Source organism: Baekduia sp. (assembly GCF_035318805.1).
GTDB lineage: Bacteria > Actinomycetota > Thermoleophilia > Solirubrobacterales > Solirubrobacteraceae > Baekduia.
Genome location: NZ_DATHDY010000035.1, coordinates 24,461 through 43,074, shown reverse-complemented (window position 1 = coordinate 43,074; position 18,614 = coordinate 24,461). Strand labels below are relative to the sequence as shown.

Below are 18,614 nucleotides of genomic sequence, written 5' to 3'. Positions count from 1 at the left end.
CTTTAGCCTCTTGTATTATGGACGTCGTGAGCGAGCAGGCACTGCATCTCCCGCCCGCCGAGTCCAACGCCGCGACGTTCGACCCCGAGCGCCGGCGCCTCGTACTCCAGCGCGTCCAGCCCGGCCTGATCGGCCTCATCGACGGCACGATCTCCACGCTGGCGCCGATCTTCGCCGCCGCCTACCTCGCCGGCTCGCGCGCCGCGCTGCTCGTCGGCCTGGCCAGCGCGCTGGGCGCCGCGATCTCGATGGCGCTGTCGGAGGGGCTCTCGGACGACGGCTCGGTCACGGGCCGCGGCAGCTCGCTCTCGCGTGGCGTCATCACCGGCGGCGCGACGTTCCTCGGCGGCACGTTCCACACCCTGCCGTTCCTCATCTCCGACGTCTCGACCGCGCTCGCGGTCGCCTACGTCGTGGTCGCCGTCGAGCTCGTCGTCATCGCGCTCGTCCGCCGTCGCTTCATGGCGGTGCCGCTGCCGGTCTCGCTCGTCCAGGTCACGCTCGGCGGCATCCTGGTGGCGGTCGTCGGCGTGCTCGTCGGGCACGCCTGACGCCTCGCTGACGGAGCCTCTCCTAGCCGTTGGAGATCAGCGGCTCGCGCTCGTAGACCGTCGTGGGAACCGTGTGGTACGGGTTCTCGTTGTCGGCGTCGGTCTCCTCCTCGTGGTAGACCGACTCGACGTTGACCGCCCAGATGTCGTGCTCGGTGCCCTTGAGGATGTTGTCCACCGCGCGCATCGCCGACAGCATCGAGTGGTCGGAGTTGTTGTAGCGGTGCAGGCCGTTGCGGCCGACCTGGACGAAGTCCTGCAGCGGATCGAGCCACCCGCGAATGGTGGAGACGCGCTCCGCGTAGGTCTCGTCGTACATCGGGTAGGCGAGCGGCACGCGCACGACGTAGCCGCGGCGCACCTTGTCCGGCGTGGCGAGCCCCAGCTGGTCGAGCTCGCGCGTGGCCAGCTCGACGAGCTTGTCGTCGTCCATGGTCCAGAGGTCGTCACCCTTGAAGGCGAAGTACTCCAGGCCGACGCACGCCGTGTCGGGGTCGGGGACCATCCAGGGCGACCAGGAGCGGTAGTTCTGGATGCGGCCGACGCGGACGCCGTCCTCGTGGATGTAGATCCAGTTGTCGGGGAAGAGGTCCTCCCCGTCCAGGATCAGCGCGACGGTCATGAAGTCGCGGTAGCGCAGGCCCTGCGCCGCCTTCTGGACCTCGGCCGGCGCGCCCGGGCTGGTCAGGCCGACCATGTGGCGCAGCGGCAGCGACGAGATCGTGCCGCGCGGCTCGATCGCGCCCTGCGGCGTGTCGATGCGCACGACGCGGCCGTCCTCGACCTCGATCCTGGTCGCCGGGCACTCGAGGCGCACTTCGCCGCCCATCTCCTCGATGCGCTCGGTCATCATCTCCCACATCTGCCCGGGGCCGTAGCGGGGGTAGTTGAAGGCGTCGATGAGCGACTTGATCTCGTTGTCCTTGTTGCCGAAGAACGCGGCCTTGGCGGCGCTGAAGAACGACAGGCCCTTGATCCGCTGAGCGGCCCACTCCGAGCGCAGCTCAGTGGTCGAGACGCCCCAGACCTTCTCGGTGTAGCCCTTGAAGAAGTGCGAGTACAGGCGCTTGCCGAAGCGGTTGGACACCCACTGCTCGAAGTTGTCCTCCGGGCCCTTCGGCTTGACGAGCGCCCAGAGGTAGGAGATGCCGCAGCGGGTCAGCTCGATCGGGCCGAGCTTCTTGATGACGTCGGTGCCCTTGAGCGGGTAGTCGAGGTACTTGCCGCGCCAGAAGATGCGCGACATGCGCGGGCGCTTGAGGAACTCGTCGCCCATGATCTCGTGCCACAGGGCGTCGACCTCCTTGTTCTTCGTGAAGAACCGGTGGCCGCCGAGGTCGAAGCGGTAGCCGTCGGGATCGACGACGGTCTTGGCGATGCCCCCGACCTGGTCCTCGGCCTCGAGCACGATGACCTTGCGGCCGGCCTTCGCCAGCAGGTAGCCGGCAGACAGCCCGGCCGGGCCGCCGCCGATGACGACGTACGGGCGAGCGTCGCCCGAGCCGTCGTCGTCCTCGGACGTCGGAAGGTTCGGCGGTGAGTCGACGAGCGTCATGCCCCAACCTTGCCCGCTGCGCGCGCGATTCCGCCCTTCCGCTAACGCGTCCTAACAGTTCTTCACCGAGCGCCCCGCCCGCTCAGGGGGGCCGTTCGGGCCTGAACGGAAGGGCTGGTCGGCGCGCGGCGCGGCTGCGGGAACCCGAACGCCCGGGCGGCGGCCATCGTGACGATGATCACGCCGAAGCCGAGGATGAGCGCGAGCAGCACGGGGCTGCGCGCGTCGGTGCCCGCCATCAGGGCGTGCAGCCCGCCGAGCACGAACGCGACGGACGCGAAGCGGTGCGCGCTGCGCCAGCGCCGCGCCCCGATGCGCCGCCGCTGGTAGAAGGACAGGCCGAAGGCGGCCAGCGCGTAGCCGGCGATCGTCCCCAGGCCGGTCCACAGCGGGCGGTAGTCCATCGTGAACGGCACGAAGACGCCGAGCACGCCCGGGTGCAGCCAGGGGTCGAAGAGCAGCAGCCCGCCGTGCAGCGCCGTGCAGCCCAGGCCGGTGAGGGCCAGGCGCTCGTGCCACGGGCGCATCCGCGCGGCGCGCGCGGGCGACACGAGTCGCAGCGCCGAGACCAGGCCGAGCACCGCCACGACGCCGAGCGCGGTGAAGCCCACGATCCCGAACGCGCGGCTGGCCAGCCACCAGGTGTAGTTGAAGGGGTCCACGGTCAGGCGGCCGTCTCGGCGAGCGCCCGGACGGTCCGGGCCGCCGCGCGGCGCAGCGGCGGCACGACCTCGACCTTGCCGCCCTCGCCGACGAGCACGCCGCCGAGCGCCGCGAGCGCAGCCCGCCCTCCCGACGGGCCGCGCAGCAGCGCCACCTTGGCGATGATCTCGGCCTCCAGGGCGGTGCGCCCCACCGCGGTCGCGGCCAGCAGGCCGGTCCACGCGGGGCGGCCCGTCGCCGGGTCGAGCAGATGATGGCCGGGGCGGCCGTCGGCGCCGAGCCACAGGCGCCGGTGGATGCCCGAGGTCGCCACGCCGCCGGCGCCGAGGCGCAGCCGGTGCACGCCGGCGCCGGGTCGCAGCGGATCCTCGACGGCGATCTCGTGCAGGCCGCCGCCACCGTGGCCGATCGCGAGGTCGCCGCCGACGTCGACGACGTAGCGCAGCCCCACGAGGCGCGCGGCGACCAGGTCGGCCGCCAGCCCCTTGCCGAGGCCGCCGCTGTCCAGGGTGACCCCGGGCGGCCGGCGGATCGTCTGCGCCCGCCCGTCGACGCCCAGGTCGTGCCACCGCGCGGCGGGATGGGGCATCGCGGGCGTACGAGCGGGCGCGGCCGCCAGCACTTCGGGCAGCGACGCCGTCGCGCCGTCCCAGTGGCCCGCATATCCGGCCCGGGCGAGCTCGTCGCCCAGCGTCATGTCCACCAGGCCGCCGGAGACGCGCCCGGCCCAGGCGCCGGCGCGCACCAGCGCGCGGACGTGCGCGTGCGCCGGCACCTCGTGCCGCGGGTCGGCGGTCAGCCGCGCGACGTCGGAGTCCGGATCGAAGCGCGTCCAGCGCGCCTCCAGGTCGGCCAGCAGCGCGCGGGCGTCGGCGGCCGCGTGGAGCAGGCGCTGCGACGGCGCGTCGCCCGGCGCCCGGTCGGCCAGCAGGAGCCGCGCCTGGCCGCCCATCGCCGGGAAGCTGACGTCGAGCCGGCTCATGACGCGCGCGTGGTCGGCAGCGCCGGGGAGGTGGCGCCCGGCGACGACTGGTCGTCGCTCGTCGTGCCCGCGGCGTAGGGGTCGACCGTCACGGCCGAGGAGGACGACTGCTGCGTCGTCGTGGTCGCGTCGCCGGCGGTCGACGCCTTGGCGCTGCCGAGGGCGGGGTCGGTGCCGGCGTTGACGCGGAGCGCGAGGACGCCGAACACGGCCACCGCGCTGGCGAGCGCTCCTGCGATGAACCGCCGCGCGCCGGGCGCGCGGATGCGCCGCCGCGGGGCCGGCGCTGCTGGAGGGAGGTCGGGCATGCCGGGAGGATCCACGCGCGACCTCAACCGCGCCTGAACCGCGCCTGGGCGTTGCCTGAGAGCGCGGCTACTTGCGTAGGTACACGACGGCGCGCACGCCGCGCGGCAGCGGCCGGAGGCCGAACCGCGGCACCGGCGCGACCCGCTGGAAGCGCGGATCGTGGTCCAGCGCGTGCTCCCACTGCGGCGAGCGGTGGCGGACCTCCGCGGTCCACGGCGCGCCCCAGCGGGCGGTGCGGATGATCGGCAGGAACAGCACGAGGTGCTGGCCCGGCTGCACCTCGGGCGCGAGCTTGTCGAGCGTGCGCTTGGGGCCGGCGGCCTTCAGACGGTCCAGCGCGTCGCGCCAGTCGAAGACGCGCGGGTCGGCGACGGGGCCCATGGCGTCGGCCCAGCGGTAGCCGTCGCCGAGGTAATAGCGCAGCGCCGGGCCGTACTCGGGATGGACGGCGACCACGAGGTCGCTCGGCGCGATCAGCCCGTCGTCCTGCAGGGTGCGGGCGACGCGGTAGGCGTCGCTCTTGCCGCGGATCGACCGCTCGTGCGGGTCGAACCACAGCACGAGCACGACGGCCAGGGCGATCAGCCCGACCTTGCCGAACCGCACCATGCCCGCGCCGGCCAGCAGCAGCGCCGGGCCGACGAATACCGAGAAGTACCGCGACGTCCAGGCGGGCGAGGCCTGCGACGCCAGCCACGCCAGCGCGACCGACACGCCGAGCGACACCGCGAGCGCGACGACGGCGCGCGAGCGGGGCCGTCCCTCGGCGCCACCGCGCAGCGTGGCCAGGCCCGCGACGCCGACGACCGTCACCAGCAGCGCGGTCTCCACGCCGCCGACGAGGTTCTGCAGCCCGCTGATGATCGCGTCCAGCGACGGCTTCTCGGCCCACGGCGCGCCGGTGTGGGCGGCCTGGAAGAGCAGCGTCGGCACCCACGGCAGGTACAGGAGCGCGAGCGCGCCGAAGCCGATGAACCCGTCGCGCAGCAGCGGGCCGCGCTCCTCGGCGGGCGCCGTGCGCCACAGCACCAGGAACGCCACGCCCATGCCGAGCGACAGGAACAGGCCCCAGTTGTGGGTGTACACGGTCAGCGCCGTGAAGACGCTGAACGCCGGCAGCGCGCGCCGGTCGCGCAAGGCGTAGGCCATGGCGAAGCTCGCGGTGCTCAGCAGGCCCAGGAGCGCGACGAGCGAGTACATGCGCGTCTCCTGGGCGTAGTAGGTCAGGAACGGGCAGGTGGCGCACAGCGCGGCGGTCGCCCAGCCCGAGCGCGTGCCGAAGAGCCGGCGTCCCGCCCACCAGCCGGCGGGCACGGTCAGCACCGCGAAGATGACCGACAGCGCGTGCATGCGCGACTCGCCGTCGCCGCCGACCACGCTGATCCAGACGTGGAGCAGCATGTAGTACAACGGCGGCGCGCCGTCCTTGCGGAGCAGGCCCGGGATGTCGAGGAGCGGATGGTGGGCGATGCCGACCGACAGGCCCTCGTCGATCCAGAACTTGGCGGTCAGCGCGTGCGTGCGCAGCTGCACGGAGGCGAGCAGGAGCAGCAGCACGCCGGCGGCCGACAGGACCGCGGGGCGCCGCCACCAGCGCACGCCGGGCGCGCCTCCGCCGCCCGCGCTCGCGTCCGTCCCGACCGGCGCGGTCGCGCCCGCCGAGCCCTCCGCCACGGCGCTCACGCCCCGCCGCTCCCACACGCGGCGACGATCCGCCAGCGCGTGCCCGTGGCGAGCGTGTCGCGGTCGCCGACCGCGGCCAGCGACGGCACCGGGTGGGTGCGCGAGGTCGTCCGCACGCGGAAGACCACGGCGGGCGCCCGCGGGGCCAGCTGCACCTGCTGGGTGTGCAGGTGCAGGTTCCAGGCCACGACGGGCACGAGGAACGCGCCGGTGTAGGGGGTGCCGCAGCGCGTCAGCGCGTCCGCGCCGCCGGCCGCGCGCACGAGCCCGGGCAGCTCGTCGGCGAGGTCGGCCTGGTACTCGAGGCCGTGCATCGTCGGGACGAAGCGCTGGAAGCTCGGCGCGGCGAAGCCGACGCCGACGGCCACGGTCGCCACGACGACGACCGCGTGGCCGACGTGCCGCCCGACCACGCCGGGGACCGCGCGGCGCAGCAGGACGACCCCGCGCTGCAGCGCCCAGCCCGCGCCGGCGCCGCCGAGGACGATCAGCAGCGCGACCGGCGCGATCAGGTAGCGCTGGTTGCCCGAGAAGCCGTCGGAGGTCATGTACGCCACGAGACCGAGCCAGGCGATCGACAGCGCCACCATGAACGCGACCGCGCGGTCGCGGCGGACCATGAGCATCACCGCCGCGGCGGTCAGCCCGGCCATCAGCGGCGCGGTGAGCATCTCCCCCGCGTCGCGCAGGACCTCGCGTGCCGGGTTGTCGGCGTAGGTCGGCGCGCCCGGGTTGACGTCCTTGGCACGGTGCGCGGCGCGCAGCAGGTCACCCGAGCCCCACAGCTCCGGCAGCAGCCAGAGCGCCACGACGCCGGCGCCCGCGCCGAGCACCATCGCGATCGGGAGCTGCCGGCGCCACAGCAGCCAGAGGCCGTAGAGCCCGAGGAACGGCCACGCCTCGGGGCGCAGCAGGCCGGCGCAGACGGCGAACAAGAACGCGGCGCGGCGGTCGCCGGCGAGGTGGCGGTCGACCGTGGCCAGCAGGAACGCGACGATCAGGCCCTCGGAGTTGCCCAGCGCCGCGTTGCGGATCCACCACGGCGCGATCGCCAGCGCGGCCGCCGCCGCGACGCCGCCCGCCACGCCGCCGCCGAGGCGCCGCGCCACGCGGAACGCCAGCACGATCGCCGCGATCGCACCCGCACGCGCGACGACGAGCCACAGGTCCGGAGCGGCCGATCCGAAGAGCGAGAAGACCGTGGTGAACATCACCGGCAGCGGCTTCCACGACGGCCCGCCGGTGGTGACGAGGTCCAGGTGAGCGACCTCGCGGCCCCAGATGATCCACGACCACGGGTCGTAGGTCGGCGCGCTGGGCAGCAGGAGCGTCAGCGCGGCCACCGCGACCGAGCCTGCGGCCAGCAGCCAGGCGCCGTGCGCGCGCGCGCCGACGCGCGCCGTACCGGACGGCGCCTGCGAGACCGAAGTGGGGACGGGACGCTCCTCGAGCAGCACGGCGGTGTCCAGGGTATGCCCGCGACGTGACGCATTCGCGCTGCGCTTAACGAAGCGCAACGCGGCCGCGGCGCCCGCAGGCCCGGTCGTCAACGGCCGATCGCCCCGCTAGGGTCGCGCCGCATGAGCGTCCAGGCACCCAACCTCGTCCTCAGTCCCTCGGCCCAGGTGGGCACCGGCGTCTCGTTCGGCGCCAACGTGGTGGTCCACCCCGGCGTGGTGATCGGCGACGACGTCGTGATCCAGGACGGCGTGATCCTCGGCAAGGCGCCGAAGCTCGCGCCGACCTCCGGCGCCGAGCCGGTCGGCGACGACCCGCTGACCATCGGCGACGGCGCCGCGATCTGCGCGGGGGCGATCGTCTTCGCGGCGGCGCGGATCGGCGCGGGCAGCATCGTCGGCGACCAGTCCTACGTGCGCGAGCGCGCGCGCATCGGGCGCGACACGGTGATCGGCCGCGGGTCGGCGATCGACAACGACGTCACGATCGGCGACCGGGTGCGGATCCAGACCAACGTCTACATCACCGGGTTCAGCGTGGTCGAGGACGACGTCTTCGTCGGGCCGTGTGCGATGACCACGAACGACGACACCATGAACCGCCACGGCGACGACTACGACCTGCGCGGCGCGACGCTGCGCCGTGCCTGCCGGATCGGCGGCGGCGTCGTGCTGACGCCGGGCGTGGAGATCGGCGAGGAGGCCTTCGTGGCCGCCGGCGCGGTCGTCACCGCCAACGTGCCCCCGCGTGGCCTGGTCATGGGCGTTCCGGCGCGCGTCGTCCGCCAGGTGGGCGACGCGGAGTTGCTCGAGCGCTGGCGGTGAGCCGGCAGTCCGCAAACTCGACGAATAACTAGCCTCGAACGAGCGGAGGGCTGCGGTCGGCTGCGCTCAAGACCCGCTCAAGCCCGGCGCACCTTCACGGTGAGGCGTTCGTGATTGACACGCCCTGGAACGTGAAGCCGTCGCTCTCCCCGTACTTCTTGTCCACGAGCGTAAGGTCGGCAACCGTGCCGAGGACCTCGAGGGCCGGCGGCTCGTACGCTCGGTCAGTGTCGTTGTGAGGAGGCATCGTGCGAAGAGCCTAGGGTGGTGGTCTCGTGAAGTCCACACCCCAATCGGCCAGTTCGCAGCATCGCGGAGCCTACGGATTCCGCCTCGAGGGCCTAGAGGCCGCCGACGATCTACTCGTGACGGCGCCCGGCTCCTGGCCCGCGTTGCGCGTCGTCGTGGAGCGTGGCCGCGCCCGCGTCCCGCGCGATCGAATGGACGACCACACTGCCGACCTCCGCCTGCAGACGGTCGACGGCTCCATCCGGCTGGAGCGCGCATCCGGCCGAGTCATCTTCTCCGTCCCCGGCGAGCTCACTCCCGCCGCGCTGGTACACCCGTTCCTCGCGCCCGCGGTCCTGGTCGCTGCGCACTGGATGGGACGCGAAACCTTCCATGCCGGCACGTTCGTCTGCGGCGGCTCGGCCTGGGGCGTCCTCGGGCACAAGGGCGAGGGCAAGAGCACGCTTCTGGCATGGCTGGCGGGGCGCGGCGTCCCCGTGCTCGCCGACGACGTCCTGATCGTCGACGACGGCCATGCCCTTGCCGGTCCCCGGTCGATCGATCTGCGTGCCGGCTCCGCCGCCCACCTCGGAAACGGCGAGGCGCTTGGGCGCGTCGGCGCGCGCGAACGCTGGCGCGTGACCTTGGCCACCGTGCCGGCGTCCGTTCCGCTCGGGGGGTTCGTCCACCTCCGATGGGCCGACGATGTTGCTGTCCGTCGCCTGCGCGGAGCGGCGAAGCTGCGGGCGCTCGCAGAGCATCGTGGGGTGCGACGTGACGCGGTGGACGGCGGCGGGCCGTTGATGGACCTCAGCGCTCTTCCGTCGTACGAGTTCTGTCGTCCCCGAGATTGGAGCTCAATCGAGGCTGCCGGCGAGCAGCTCCTGGCTGCCGTGAGCGCGAGCTGACCGAGCCAACCGCTGGCGCCCGAGCCACACTGCCTGCAGCGCTGTGAACGTCTGCCCGGGAGGCGCGGCGGCGGACGTCCAGATCCGGCGCAGGGCGCTGCGGTCGATCAGAGCCTCGGGCAGCGCCTCTCCGTTCCACGACCCCGCTAGCTCCCGGCTCGGCGTGCGCCAGAACGCGTCGTTGAACGCCGCTTTGTCGACGCGGCTGAGCACGTTGTCGGGCAGGACGTCGCCGAAAAGTGCGCGCATGGCGCTTGTCCGCCCCACGAAGCCCCCCAACGGGGCGCTTGCGGCGACGGCGCCCCAGAACGCCGCGTCCCAGAGCGGATGGGCCAAGTGGACGTCCGCGTCGCGGGCGAGCAGCGCCAGACTCGCGGTTCCGATCTCGAGGTAGCGCAACGTGTGCCACAACGCCATTCGGGCGTCCAGGTTCCCCGGCTCGGCCAGATGCTCGACCGCCGCCGCCCGATGCAGCCGGCGGCGAGCAGGTCGGCTCAGCCACGGAGCCGCCGGACCGTGGCGGTGCGCGCGCGCCCGGATGCGTAGCTGCCGCGGAGCGCATGCGAGGGCTCGCGCCGCAAGTCGTGTTGGACCGGGCCGCGACGACGCTGCGTTGAACAACTCGTCGCCGGCTATGCCCGTCAGCAGCGACCCGCCGCGTGCGACCTCCAGCAGAGGGACGTGGAAGTGCGCGTTGAAGGGCCACAGGAGCCCGTGGCGCCGGAGGACCGCCGTGGCCACGGGCCCGACGATGTCGAGGTCGTCGTCGTGCTCGAGCCGCACCCAGTCCGCAAGCCCGAGGTGGCGAACGACGAGCTCCTGCCACTCGCGCTCGTCAGACGCCGGTGCGGCCACGAACCGGTTCGTTGCGGCGATGGGCAACGGCAGGCCTTCCCTCCGGGCGACCGCTGCCGCGACGGCGAGCACGGCCGAGGAGTCGCGGCCGCCGGAGAAGCTCACCACGCATGGTCCGCGCTGCAGGGCGGGAAGGATCGCCGCCTCGATCGCGGCCCGCGGATCGCCGGCGGCCAACAGCCGGGGCGGCGCGCTGCTCGCGCCGAACGGCATGCTCGTCACGACCTCCAGGTCCGTGAGCGGCGATCCGGTCACGGCGCTACTCGGGTGAGCTCACGGAACGGGCTCGATGGTATTTCACCTTCGAGCCATGCGTGCGCTCCGAACCCGTCTGCGGGAGCAAGCACGCCGATGATCACGTCACGCCGGTCGCCGTGCGCGGCGAGCCATCGCTGCAGCACCAAGGAGCGTTCGAGGCAGGTCGGCTCGCGTCGCCGGAGTACGGCCTGCACGCCGCGGAGGGCGTGCGGGGGAAGCGACGGGGGCGCCGCCACCACGACGGACTCGAACGGGCGTTTGCGCAGCTCGCGGTGCGTCGCGGTCAGCGCGCGCAGGGTCCACCACGCGGCTCGCAGCGTCGCCGTATCCGGCGGGCTTCGCACTCGTCACGCCTCGAGATAGCCGTGCCGGCCCAGCTCGCTGATGAAGGCATCGACATCGGAGGCGGCGCGCTCGGGCTCTAAGCCGTACGCCGCGATGAGCGTCGCGACGAGCTCGCCCCGCGTCGCGCCACGCGCGAGGGCGTCCCACAGCGCGGCGCCGCTGGAGTTCGCGGCAAGGTAGACCGACGAAGTCTTGTCCACTGCCACGACCTCGTCGTCGATCGCCGTCCAGCGCAGGCGCGCGGCGTTGAGACGGAGTGTGTCGGTCATCGGGGGTCCCTCCCTGGTTCGGCGAGTTCGGCGTCGTGTAGCGACTTTGCGCGTGCCGCGTTGCGCAGGGCGGCCTGACTGCGATGCAACTTGGACTTCCAGCTTTCCCCACGGTTGCGGCGCGCCGTGCCGAGCAGCGTGGCGGCAGCGGCGTTGGCGCCCGGGACCGGCGGGAGTCCCCAGAGCGGCGCGGCGCTCTCCTGCACGTGCCGCTCGAAGACCGTCCGCTCGCGCGCGGCGGCGAGATGCCGGGCCCACGTTCGCATCGCAAGGCTGGGAGCGCTGCCGTTGAAGAGAGCATCGACGGCCCGCTCGGTCGTCCGCCAGAGGCGTGCGCATCCCCAGCGCTCGGCCAGCCCCCGGACCTCTGCGGCGTCGGCCTCCTGGACGACGGCCGCGATGTCGACGAGGTGGCTCAGGCGCGCCAGCGGCGTGTGCGCCCAGGCGTGTGCGGCAAGGAGCACCGCATGCGCCGCGGGGTCCAGCGCCGCGACCCCGCCGACGTCGACCGCGGCGTGGCACACCGCGCGGTCGGTCAGCTCGGCGGCGGTCGGGGCGCTCAGTCCGTCCGGCCACTTCGGCTGGTGGTGGACCTCGATCCATAGCGGATGACCGTCCCACTGCAATGGCCGAAGATGGTGGATGCCCCGGTACATGGAAGGCTCTCCCACCTCCCTGAAGCCGGCGGCGCGCAGCGCCTTCTGGGCGGCGACGCTGTCTGAGACGAGCACGTCGAGGTCGCGGTACGGCCGCGTCAGCGGGTCCGGGTAGCGCACGGCGACCTCGGGTCCCTTGACGAGGATCACCGGTCCGTCGACGGCGTCGCGGAGCCGGCGCAGCAACTCCGGGGCGCCGAGCGCGCGGACCGCGGCGAGACGCTGTTCGACGCGAATGTTCTGCGGCACAGCGGCGCCCTGCTCGCGCCGGCGGCGCGCCGCGAGCAGATGGAGGCCATGCCAGCGCAGGTGCTCGAACGAGGGTGCCGCGTCGACGAGCGCGTCGACCGCCTGCCACATGCTCCGCCTGTCGCTGCCCGTCATCAGTACAGCCCCAGCGTGCCGAGCCGGCGCTCGCGGTCCAGCGCCAGGCGGAAGGCGACGACGCCGGCAGCGAGTGCGGCGGCGGAGAGCGGCACGAGCACGGCGAGCGTCGTGTCGATCGCCCCCCAGCTCTGGCCACCGATCAGGGCCGCACGCAGCCCTTCGAGCGTCAGAGCCAGCGGGTTCGCCTGCGCGATCGTCGCAAGCCACCCTGGCAGAACCGACAGCGGAAAGTAGGCGCCCGCCGAGATGCCCATGACGGTCGTGAGGAGCCCCACCACGCCCGCACCGCGTCGGAACGTCAGCACCAGCGCGGCGCTCAGGAGCCCGAGGCCCCACACGAACGGAGCGAAGGCCAGGAGCAGCACGACGGCGGGCAGCACGCCCTCGGCCTCGAGCCGCAGACCGAACGCCAACGCGATGATGAGCAGCAGGACCCCGGCGCGGATCGGCACGGCGAGGAGCTCGAACGCTGCGGTCCCGACTTGAATCGTCGCGACGGCGGTCGGCGTGGTGAGCAACGCCTCCAGCGTCCCGACGAACTGCTCCTGGCGGATGCCGTTGGCCACCCGGTCGAGCATGAGCCCCGCCAGCAGCGTCAAGACGAGACCGACGGCGACGAACTCGACGTAGGTGGCACGCGTGCCGCCATACATCGGCAGGCGGGCAGGGTCGACGACGCGACCGATCAGCGAGAACAGCAGTGCCTGGATCGCAAGGGAGACCACGCCGAACGACAGCCCGACGCGGTAGCTGGTCATGATCTTGAAATCGCGGCGCAGGAACGCGCCGAGCTTGAGGCCCTCCCGGAAGACGGCGGTCATGACGCACGTCCCTCCGACGTCAGGGCCAGGAACGCCTCCTCGATCTCGGAGCGCTCGGGCCGACAAGCGACGACGTCGTGGCCATCGACGGCCAGCGCAGCGATCACGCGGCCCAACGGTGCGCCGCCTCGCAGCTCGATGAGCACATGGTCGGCGCCGGGTGCCGGCAAGACGTGCGCGAGATGGCGCACCGCCTCGGACACGGCACGCGCCGGCACGGGGTTCCCGACACCGTCGCGGAGAGCCAGCACGTACCGGCCGATCGGGGCACGGTCGATCAGCTGTGTGACCGAGCCCGCGAATCTGACGACGCCGCGATCCAGGAACGTCACCGAGTGTGCGAAGCCGCGGATCTCCTCCACTCGCTGCGTGGTCCACAGGACTGCGGCCCCATCGCCGGCCGCGCGCAGCGTCAGCTGCCGCACGGCCTCGGCGCCTTCGGGATCAAGGTCGTGGGTGGCCTCGTCGACGAGGAGCACGTCCGGCCGGGTCAGCAGCGCGCGCGCCATCGCGAGGCGCCGTTGCATCCCCTGCGAATACGTGTCCACGCGACGGTCCGCCGCTTCGCCGAGCCCCACGTCGCGCAGAGTTTCCCGGGCACGCTTCGTCGCTTCGCGGCGACGCAGCCCATGCAGCCGCGCGAAGAAGATCAGGTTCTCCAGGCCGCTGATTCGCAGGTAGAACGTCCGCGTGCCCGATGGCACGAGTCCGACCCGGCCGGCCATCGTCCGGGATCGCCGGCCAGATCCATCCTCGCCGAGGATCGTCACGGTGCCACTCGTCGGTGCGGCGAGCCCGGTGAGAACACGCAGGAGCGTCGTCTTCCCCGCACCGTTGGGCCCGAGCAGCGCGTGGACGTCGCCCGCGCGAAGGTCCACATCGACACCCTGGAGCGCCGGGCGACCGTTGAAGTGGCGGTGCAAGTCCCGGACGGCCGCGAGCACCGGTCGGTGCGGCATGGCGTCTTGGATCGGAACGTCACGTGCGCCGACGCTGGGCGCAATGCTCGAGGGTGCGGAGGCCACGGCGGCGATGCTAGGTGCGCGGCCTTGCACTGGGCCACACCGAACGGCTAGGTGTTGGTCCTGGCTCCCGAGGACCAGCTACGCCGCGGACGCCGAAGGGCGGCCACGCAACGGCGTCGCTCACCGCGGGCGCCGGTGCTTGCCGGGGTACTTCGCCTTGGGTGCCTGGGCCTTGCGATGAGCCGTGCCCTTGGAGGGCTTCGACCCGCTCTTTCGTTGCTTGGCGGCCTTCTTGACGTCCTTCTTGGCCTTCTTGGCCGAGGCGACAGCCACCCTCAACCCGGCGCCCGACACCGGCGTGGTCATGTCGGCCTGGATCTCCGACTGCGCCAGCGCCCGGTTGTAGACGCGGATCTCGTCGAGCTGGCCCCTGAACCACTCTCCCCACACACTGTTGCCGCCGAAGCGCAGGGCACCCGAGCTGTTGGGCATCGTGCCCGTGACCGGCTTGCTGGAGACCAGCGTGCCGTTGACGTACAGCCTGAGCGTCGCCCCGTCCCAGGTCGTCGCCAGGTACGTCCACGTGTTCAGCGCGACGCCGGCCGTCGAGCGCGTGTCGAACTCGGTGCTGGTGAAGACGTGTCCACTGGCCTTGCTGGTGCCCTCGCTGGCGTACAGCGAGTACACGAGCGAGCTGGCGCCCTCCTTGATCATCACCGTGCGCCAGGTGGAGCCCAGCGCGGTCGGGTTGACCCAGCCCTCCATCGTGATCTTGGTCGTCAGGTCGAGCTTGGCGTTGTCGGCGACGGTCACCCAGTTGCTGGTGCCGTTGAAGCTCAGCGCCCCGCCGAACTTGCCGGTGGTGGTGCGCGTCGCGCCGGTGAGCGTGCCGTTCAGTCCGTTGCCCGACGCGTCCGTGACGCCCGTGCCCGAGGTCTCGTCGAAGCCCCAGGCACCGACCAGGCCGCTGGGGGCCGGCGGGGCGGCGTTGATGGTCAGCGCCACTGACACGGTCTTGGGCGAGCCGCCCGCGCCGGGCGCCGAGACGGCCACCGTCCCGGTGTAGCTCCCCGGAGCCAGCCCCGCGCTGTTCGCCCCGACCGTGAGCGTGGACGGCGCGGTGCCGCTGGTCGGCGTCACCGTCAGCCAGCTCTGGTCCTTGGTGACGGTGTAGGTGAGCGTCCCGCCGCCGGTGTTGGAGACGTCGACTGTCTGCGGCGCCGGATTCGCGCCGCCCTGCATGGCGGTGAACGCCAGCGTGGAAGGCGTGACCCCCAGCGCGGGCGGCGCGGCGACCGTGAACGTCACCGGGATCGTCTTCGGCGACCCGCTTGCGCCGGACGCCGTCACGGTCACGTTGCCGGTGTAGGTGCCGGCCGCAAGACTGTTGAGCGACGCGTTGACGGTGATCGTCCCGGGAGCCGTGCCGCCGGCCGGCGACACGGTCAGCCACGGCTGGTCCTTGGCGACGGTGTAGCTCAGCGTGCTGCCGCCAGTGTTGGTCACGTCGATGGTCTTGGACCCCGGGTCGGCTGCCCCGGAGACGCCGGAGAACGCGAGGCTCGAGGGCGATGTCGTTAGCGTCGGCGCGGCCGGGGCCGCCGCGACGGTCAACGTCACCGGGATCGTCTTCGGCGAGCCGTTCGCCCCGGACGCCGTCACGGTGACGTTGGCGGTGTAGGTGCCGGCCGCCAAGCCGCTGACCGACGCCGAGACCGTGATCGTCCCGGGCGCGGAGCCGCTGACCGGCGAGGCGGACAGCCATGGTTGGTCGTCGCCGACCGTGTAGCTCAGCGTCCCACCGCCGGTGTTGGTGACGTTGATGGTCTTGGACGCCGGGTCCGCCGCGCCCGACGTGGCGCTGAACGACAGGCTCGCGGGCGACGTGCTCAGCACGGGCGCCGGCGGCGCGCCGCTGCAGGTCACCGGGGCGGTCATGTCACTCTGGATCTGGGCCTGCGTCAGCGCGCGGCTGTAGAGCCGCAGCTCGTCCAGCCTGCCGCTGAAGTACTCGCCCCAGACGTTGTTGCCGCCGAACCGCAGGGCGCCGGCGCTGTTGGGCATCGAGCCCGTGACGGCCTTGCTCGAGGCGAGCGTACCGTTGACGTACATCTTGAGCGTCGCGCCGTCGTAGGTCGTTGCCAGGTGCGTCCACGCGTTCAGCGGCACCGTGCCGGTTCCACGAGTGTCGGACTCGGCCGGCGTCGAGACGTGGCCGCTCGGCATGTTGGTGTTGTTGGTCGCGTACAGCGCGTAGACGAGCGCGCCCGTGTTCTCCTTGATGCCGACCGTGCGCCAGGAGCCGGCCAGCGTCGTCGGGTTGACCCACCCCTCGAGGGTCATGCCGGTGGTCAGGTCGAGCTTGGCGTTGTCGGCGACGCTGACCACGTCGCTCGTGCCGTTGAAACTCAGCGCGCCACCGAACTTGCCGGTCGACGAGCGGACGGCTCCCGTAATCGAACCGTTCAGTCCGTTGCCCGTGCCATCCGTCGCGGTTGTGCCGCTGGCCTCGTCGAAGCCCCACTGGCCCACCAGTCCCGTGTACGTCGGGCACGGTGACGCCGTGTAGGTGGCGGTGTACGTCGTCGCCGCGGTCGGGGCGGTGAACTGGTGGACCGCCGCGCCGCCGTTGGACCACGACGTGAAGTCGTAGGACGTCCCGCCGAGAATCTGCGGTGTCGGCGCGATCACCGCCACCGTGCCGTTCTGGACGACGGTGCGGGTGAACGGCGTCATCGATTCCTCGGCGCCTACCGAGATCGGCAGGCCCGAGGGCGACGACGTGAACGTCAACTCGACGGTCTTGGGATCGATGCGCACGGACCTCGTGTCGGCCAGCCCGCTGGCGTCGGTCGCGGTGAGCACGAGCGTCAGGTACGACGGGTACTCGTGGTCGGGGTACGTGTACGAGCCAGACGCTACCCCGTTATAGGTCTGCAGGTTGTGGACGTGGCAACTGCCCGGCACGATCGCCGAGCAGTGGTGCAACTCGATCTGCCACGTCAGGCGCGAGGCGGCCATGGCCGCCCCGTGGCCGTCGACGGCCGAACCCGAGAAATTGATGAGGTCGCTCACCGCGTAGCTCTGGCCGGTGGCCGGCGCGGCGATGGTCGCCGTGGGCGGGACGCCCGCGGTGACGGTGAGCTGGGCGGTGCTCGTTGCGCCGCCCGGGTCGGCGACCTTGAGGCGCACGGTGTAGGAGCCCTCGATGGTGTAGGTGAACGACGGCTTGGCGGCGGTCGAGTCGCCGTAGGTCCCGTCACCGTCGAGGTCCCACGAGTAGGTCAGCGTGTCGTTGTTGGGGTCGGTCGACCCGGTGCCGTCGAAGTTGACCATCAGCGGCACGGTGCCGGATGTCGGGCTGGCGGTCGCGTGCGCGGTCGGCGCCTTGTTGGCGTTGACGGCGCTGATGCGGTGGATGGAGCCGGAGCCGACGCTCACGTAGTACAGCGCGCCGTCGGGACCCGTCTGCAGGTCGACGGGGGTATCCGCGCCATCGACGAGGACCTGGCGTGTCGCCGGGTCGGGGACGCCGCCGGCACCGGCGAACATCGACCAGATGCAGCCGCGCGCGTAGTCGGCGAAGAACAACGCCCCGTTGTAGGCGGCGGGGAAGCTCGTGCCGTTGTTGAAGGCGATGCCCGAGGTGGACGAGGTGCCGGGCGAGCAGACGCTCTCGTCGGCCACTGTGGACCCGTGACCGTAGGTGAACAGCGGGGCGGTGACTGAGCCCGAGCTGTAGAGGTTCTCGCAGATGTTCAGGTTGAGGTTGTCGTACGAGCTCATCCGGCCGGTGCCCTCGTAGCACGGCCACCCGTAGTTGCGGACCTGGGTGGGATTCGGGATGCGGTTGAGCTCCTCCCAGCTGTTCCAGCCGACGTCGCCGAAGTACAGGTCGGTCGTGCCGGGCCGGAATGCGAACCGGAACGGGTTGCGCATGCCATAGGCGATGACCCGCTTGGCATTCGTATCGCCGGTGCCGGGGTTATCGGGCAGCGGGGCCCCGGTGTCCGGGTCCACGCGGATGATCGCGCCGTCCAGGCCCGTGGGGTCGGCGCTAGTGCGCGCGTCTTGGGAGCGTAGGGCGCCGCCCTCCGCGGTGGGCGGGCTCATCGCGCCGCCGACGCCGCCCGGCGGGTCACCGCACGGGTTCACCGGCTGGCCGTCCTGGCCGTAGTCGGCGAACGTGAAGCTCGCGCCGTCGCCGGCACTGGCATACAGCGCACCGTCCGGGCCGAACTGCAGGTCGCCGACGGAGTGGCTCGAGTACTGCTGGCACCACTCGTCCTTGATCAGGACAGTCTCGGCGCCAGTGTTGGCATTGATCCGCGACAGGCGGCCGCTGACCACGCAGCCCTTGATATCTGCCCCAGGCGGGTTCGGGCAGTTGTCGTTCCACAGCGGCGCCGTCCCACCGATCTTGGCGTCGTACGTGTACAACACGTAGATGTACGGGCGCCCGGTCGTGAACTGCGGGTCCAGCGCCATGCCGATGAGCCCGCGATCGCCGAAGAAGGCGACCTGGCTGCTGAGGTCCACGACGGTCGTCGGCGTGGGATCGGTGAGGCTCTCGAACTTCTCGATGACACCGTCGAGCTGAGCGACGTAGGCCGAACCGTCGGCGGCGAAGCGGAGGTTCGACGGCGCGATAAGGCCGCTCCAGACGGTGTCCTCGATGAACCCGCTGGGAATTGCGGCCGCCGCGACGAGCGAGTCATTGATCTTGAGCGGCTGCGTGGCGGCTCCATCGAACGGCCCGGCGCTGCCGAAGACGCCCGCATTGGCCGCGGCTGGGGCGGCTAGGGCGACGACGACAGCGGCCATCATGGCCGAGATTCGATCTCGCTTGACGCGCAACATGGCGGTGAACGTATGGACGCCCGACATCTCCCACAAC

General features: G+C 72.2%; 17 protein-coding genes. 3 read left to right on the top strand and 14 right to left on the bottom strand.

The annotated features are described in order from the left end of the window. The first annotated feature begins 17 nt into the window (after window positions 1–17). Window positions 18–551 carry a VIT family protein gene (locus VK501_RS08870; protein ID WP_414641166.1) on the top strand — a complete coding sequence of 178 codons (534 nt, stop codon included), beginning with the start codon at window positions 18–20 and terminating at the stop codon, window positions 549–551. A gap of 22 nt (window positions 552–573) precedes the next feature. On the opposite strand, the gene VK501_RS08865 is transcribed toward VK501_RS08870, so the two are convergent. From VK501_RS08865 to VK501_RS08840, 6 genes are all read right to left on the bottom strand, one after another. Further along, on the bottom strand, window positions 574–2,106 hold the full coding sequence (locus VK501_RS08865; RefSeq protein ID WP_324336751.1) for an NAD(P)/FAD-dependent oxidoreductase: 1,533 nt from the start codon (window positions 2,104–2,106) through the stop codon (window positions 574–576). A gap of 62 nt (window positions 2,107–2,168) precedes the next feature. Further along, window positions 2,169–2,768: a hypothetical protein gene (locus VK501_RS08860; protein WP_324336749.1), complete on the bottom strand. Its 600-nt coding sequence runs from the start codon at window positions 2,766–2,768 to the stop codon at window positions 2,169–2,171. A gap of 2 nt (window positions 2,769–2,770) precedes the next feature. Further along, window positions 2,771–3,751, bottom strand: coding sequence for an FAD:protein FMN transferase (locus VK501_RS08855; RefSeq protein WP_324336747.1), 981 nt, complete (start codon window positions 3,749–3,751; stop codon window positions 2,771–2,773). Further along, window positions 3,748–4,059, bottom strand: a complete 312-nt coding sequence (locus VK501_RS08850; RefSeq protein ID WP_324336745.1) for a hypothetical protein — start codon at window positions 4,057–4,059, stop codon at window positions 3,748–3,750. The genes VK501_RS08855 and VK501_RS08850 overlap by 4 nt, the downstream gene beginning before the upstream one ends. A gap of 67 nt (window positions 4,060–4,126) precedes the next feature. Beyond that, the gene (locus VK501_RS08845; RefSeq protein WP_324336743.1) at window positions 4,127–5,743 is read right to left on the bottom strand and encodes a glycosyltransferase family 39 protein; all 1,617 of its coding nucleotides are present in this window, start codon (window positions 5,741–5,743) and stop codon (window positions 4,127–4,129) included. Further along, window positions 5,740–7,200 (bottom strand): hypothetical protein, encoded by a 1,461-nt coding sequence (locus tag VK501_RS08840; RefSeq protein ID WP_324336741.1) that lies wholly within the window; start codon window positions 7,198–7,200, stop codon window positions 5,740–5,742. Before VK501_RS08840 ends, VK501_RS08845 begins: the two co-directional genes overlap by 4 nt. Window positions 7,201–7,323: 123 nt before the next feature. On the opposite strand from VK501_RS08840, the gene VK501_RS08835 reads away from it, so the two are divergent. Further along, window positions 7,324–8,025: an acyltransferase gene (locus VK501_RS08835; protein ID WP_324336739.1), complete on the top strand. Its 702-nt coding sequence runs from the start codon at window positions 7,324–7,326 to the stop codon at window positions 8,023–8,025. Between the two features lie 94 nt (window positions 8,026–8,119). Here the strand turns inward: VK501_RS08835 and VK501_RS08830 are convergent, their stop codons facing one another. Beyond that, complete coding sequence (locus VK501_RS08830; RefSeq protein ID WP_324336737.1) at window positions 8,120–8,272, bottom strand: lasso RiPP family leader peptide-containing protein; 153 nt, start codon at window positions 8,270–8,272, stop codon at window positions 8,120–8,122. A gap of 28 nt (window positions 8,273–8,300) precedes the next feature. Between VK501_RS08830 and VK501_RS08825 the strand changes: the two genes are divergently transcribed. Next, entirely contained in the window at window positions 8,301–9,161 is an 861-nt protein-coding gene (locus tag VK501_RS08825; protein ID WP_324336735.1) for a hypothetical protein, read from the top strand. On the opposite strand, the gene VK501_RS08820 is transcribed toward VK501_RS08825, so the two are convergent. The 7 genes from VK501_RS08820 to VK501_RS08795 all read right to left on the bottom strand — a co-directional run bounded on the left by VK501_RS08820 (window position 9,111) and on the right by VK501_RS08795 (window position 18,544). Further along, complete coding sequence (locus VK501_RS08820) at window positions 9,111–10,271, bottom strand: asparagine synthase-related protein (RefSeq protein ID WP_324336733.1); 1,161 nt, start codon at window positions 10,269–10,271, stop codon at window positions 9,111–9,113. The two genes, VK501_RS08825 and VK501_RS08820, sit on opposite strands and share 51 nt — an antisense overlap. Further along, window positions 10,268–10,618, bottom strand: a complete 351-nt coding sequence (locus tag VK501_RS28895) for a lasso peptide biosynthesis B2 protein (RefSeq protein ID WP_414641165.1) — start codon at window positions 10,616–10,618, stop codon at window positions 10,268–10,270. Before VK501_RS28895 ends, VK501_RS08820 begins: the two co-directional genes overlap by 4 nt. A gap of 3 nt (window positions 10,619–10,621) precedes the next feature. Further along, complete coding sequence (locus VK501_RS08815) at window positions 10,622–10,888, bottom strand: PqqD family protein (RefSeq protein ID WP_324336732.1); 267 nt, start codon at window positions 10,886–10,888, stop codon at window positions 10,622–10,624. Next, the gene (locus VK501_RS08810) at window positions 10,885–11,928 is read right to left on the bottom strand and encodes a nucleotidyltransferase family protein (RefSeq protein WP_324336730.1); all 1,044 of its coding nucleotides are present in this window, start codon (window positions 11,926–11,928) and stop codon (window positions 10,885–10,887) included. The genes VK501_RS08815 and VK501_RS08810 overlap by 4 nt, the downstream gene beginning before the upstream one ends. Then, entirely contained in the window at window positions 11,928–12,752 is an 825-nt protein-coding gene (locus VK501_RS08805) for an ABC transporter permease (RefSeq protein ID WP_324336728.1), read from the bottom strand. The genes VK501_RS08810 and VK501_RS08805 overlap by 1 nt, the downstream gene beginning before the upstream one ends. Beyond that, entirely contained in the window at window positions 12,749–13,777 is a 1,029-nt protein-coding gene (locus VK501_RS08800; protein ID WP_324336726.1) for an ABC transporter ATP-binding protein, read from the bottom strand. The genes VK501_RS08805 and VK501_RS08800 overlap by 4 nt, the downstream gene beginning before the upstream one ends. Before the next feature lie 120 nt (window positions 13,778–13,897). Beyond that, window positions 13,898–18,544, bottom strand: a complete 4,647-nt coding sequence (locus tag VK501_RS08795; protein ID WP_324336724.1) for a LamG-like jellyroll fold domain-containing protein — start codon at window positions 18,542–18,544, stop codon at window positions 13,898–13,900. Between the last annotated feature and the right edge of the window lie 70 nt (window positions 18,545–18,614).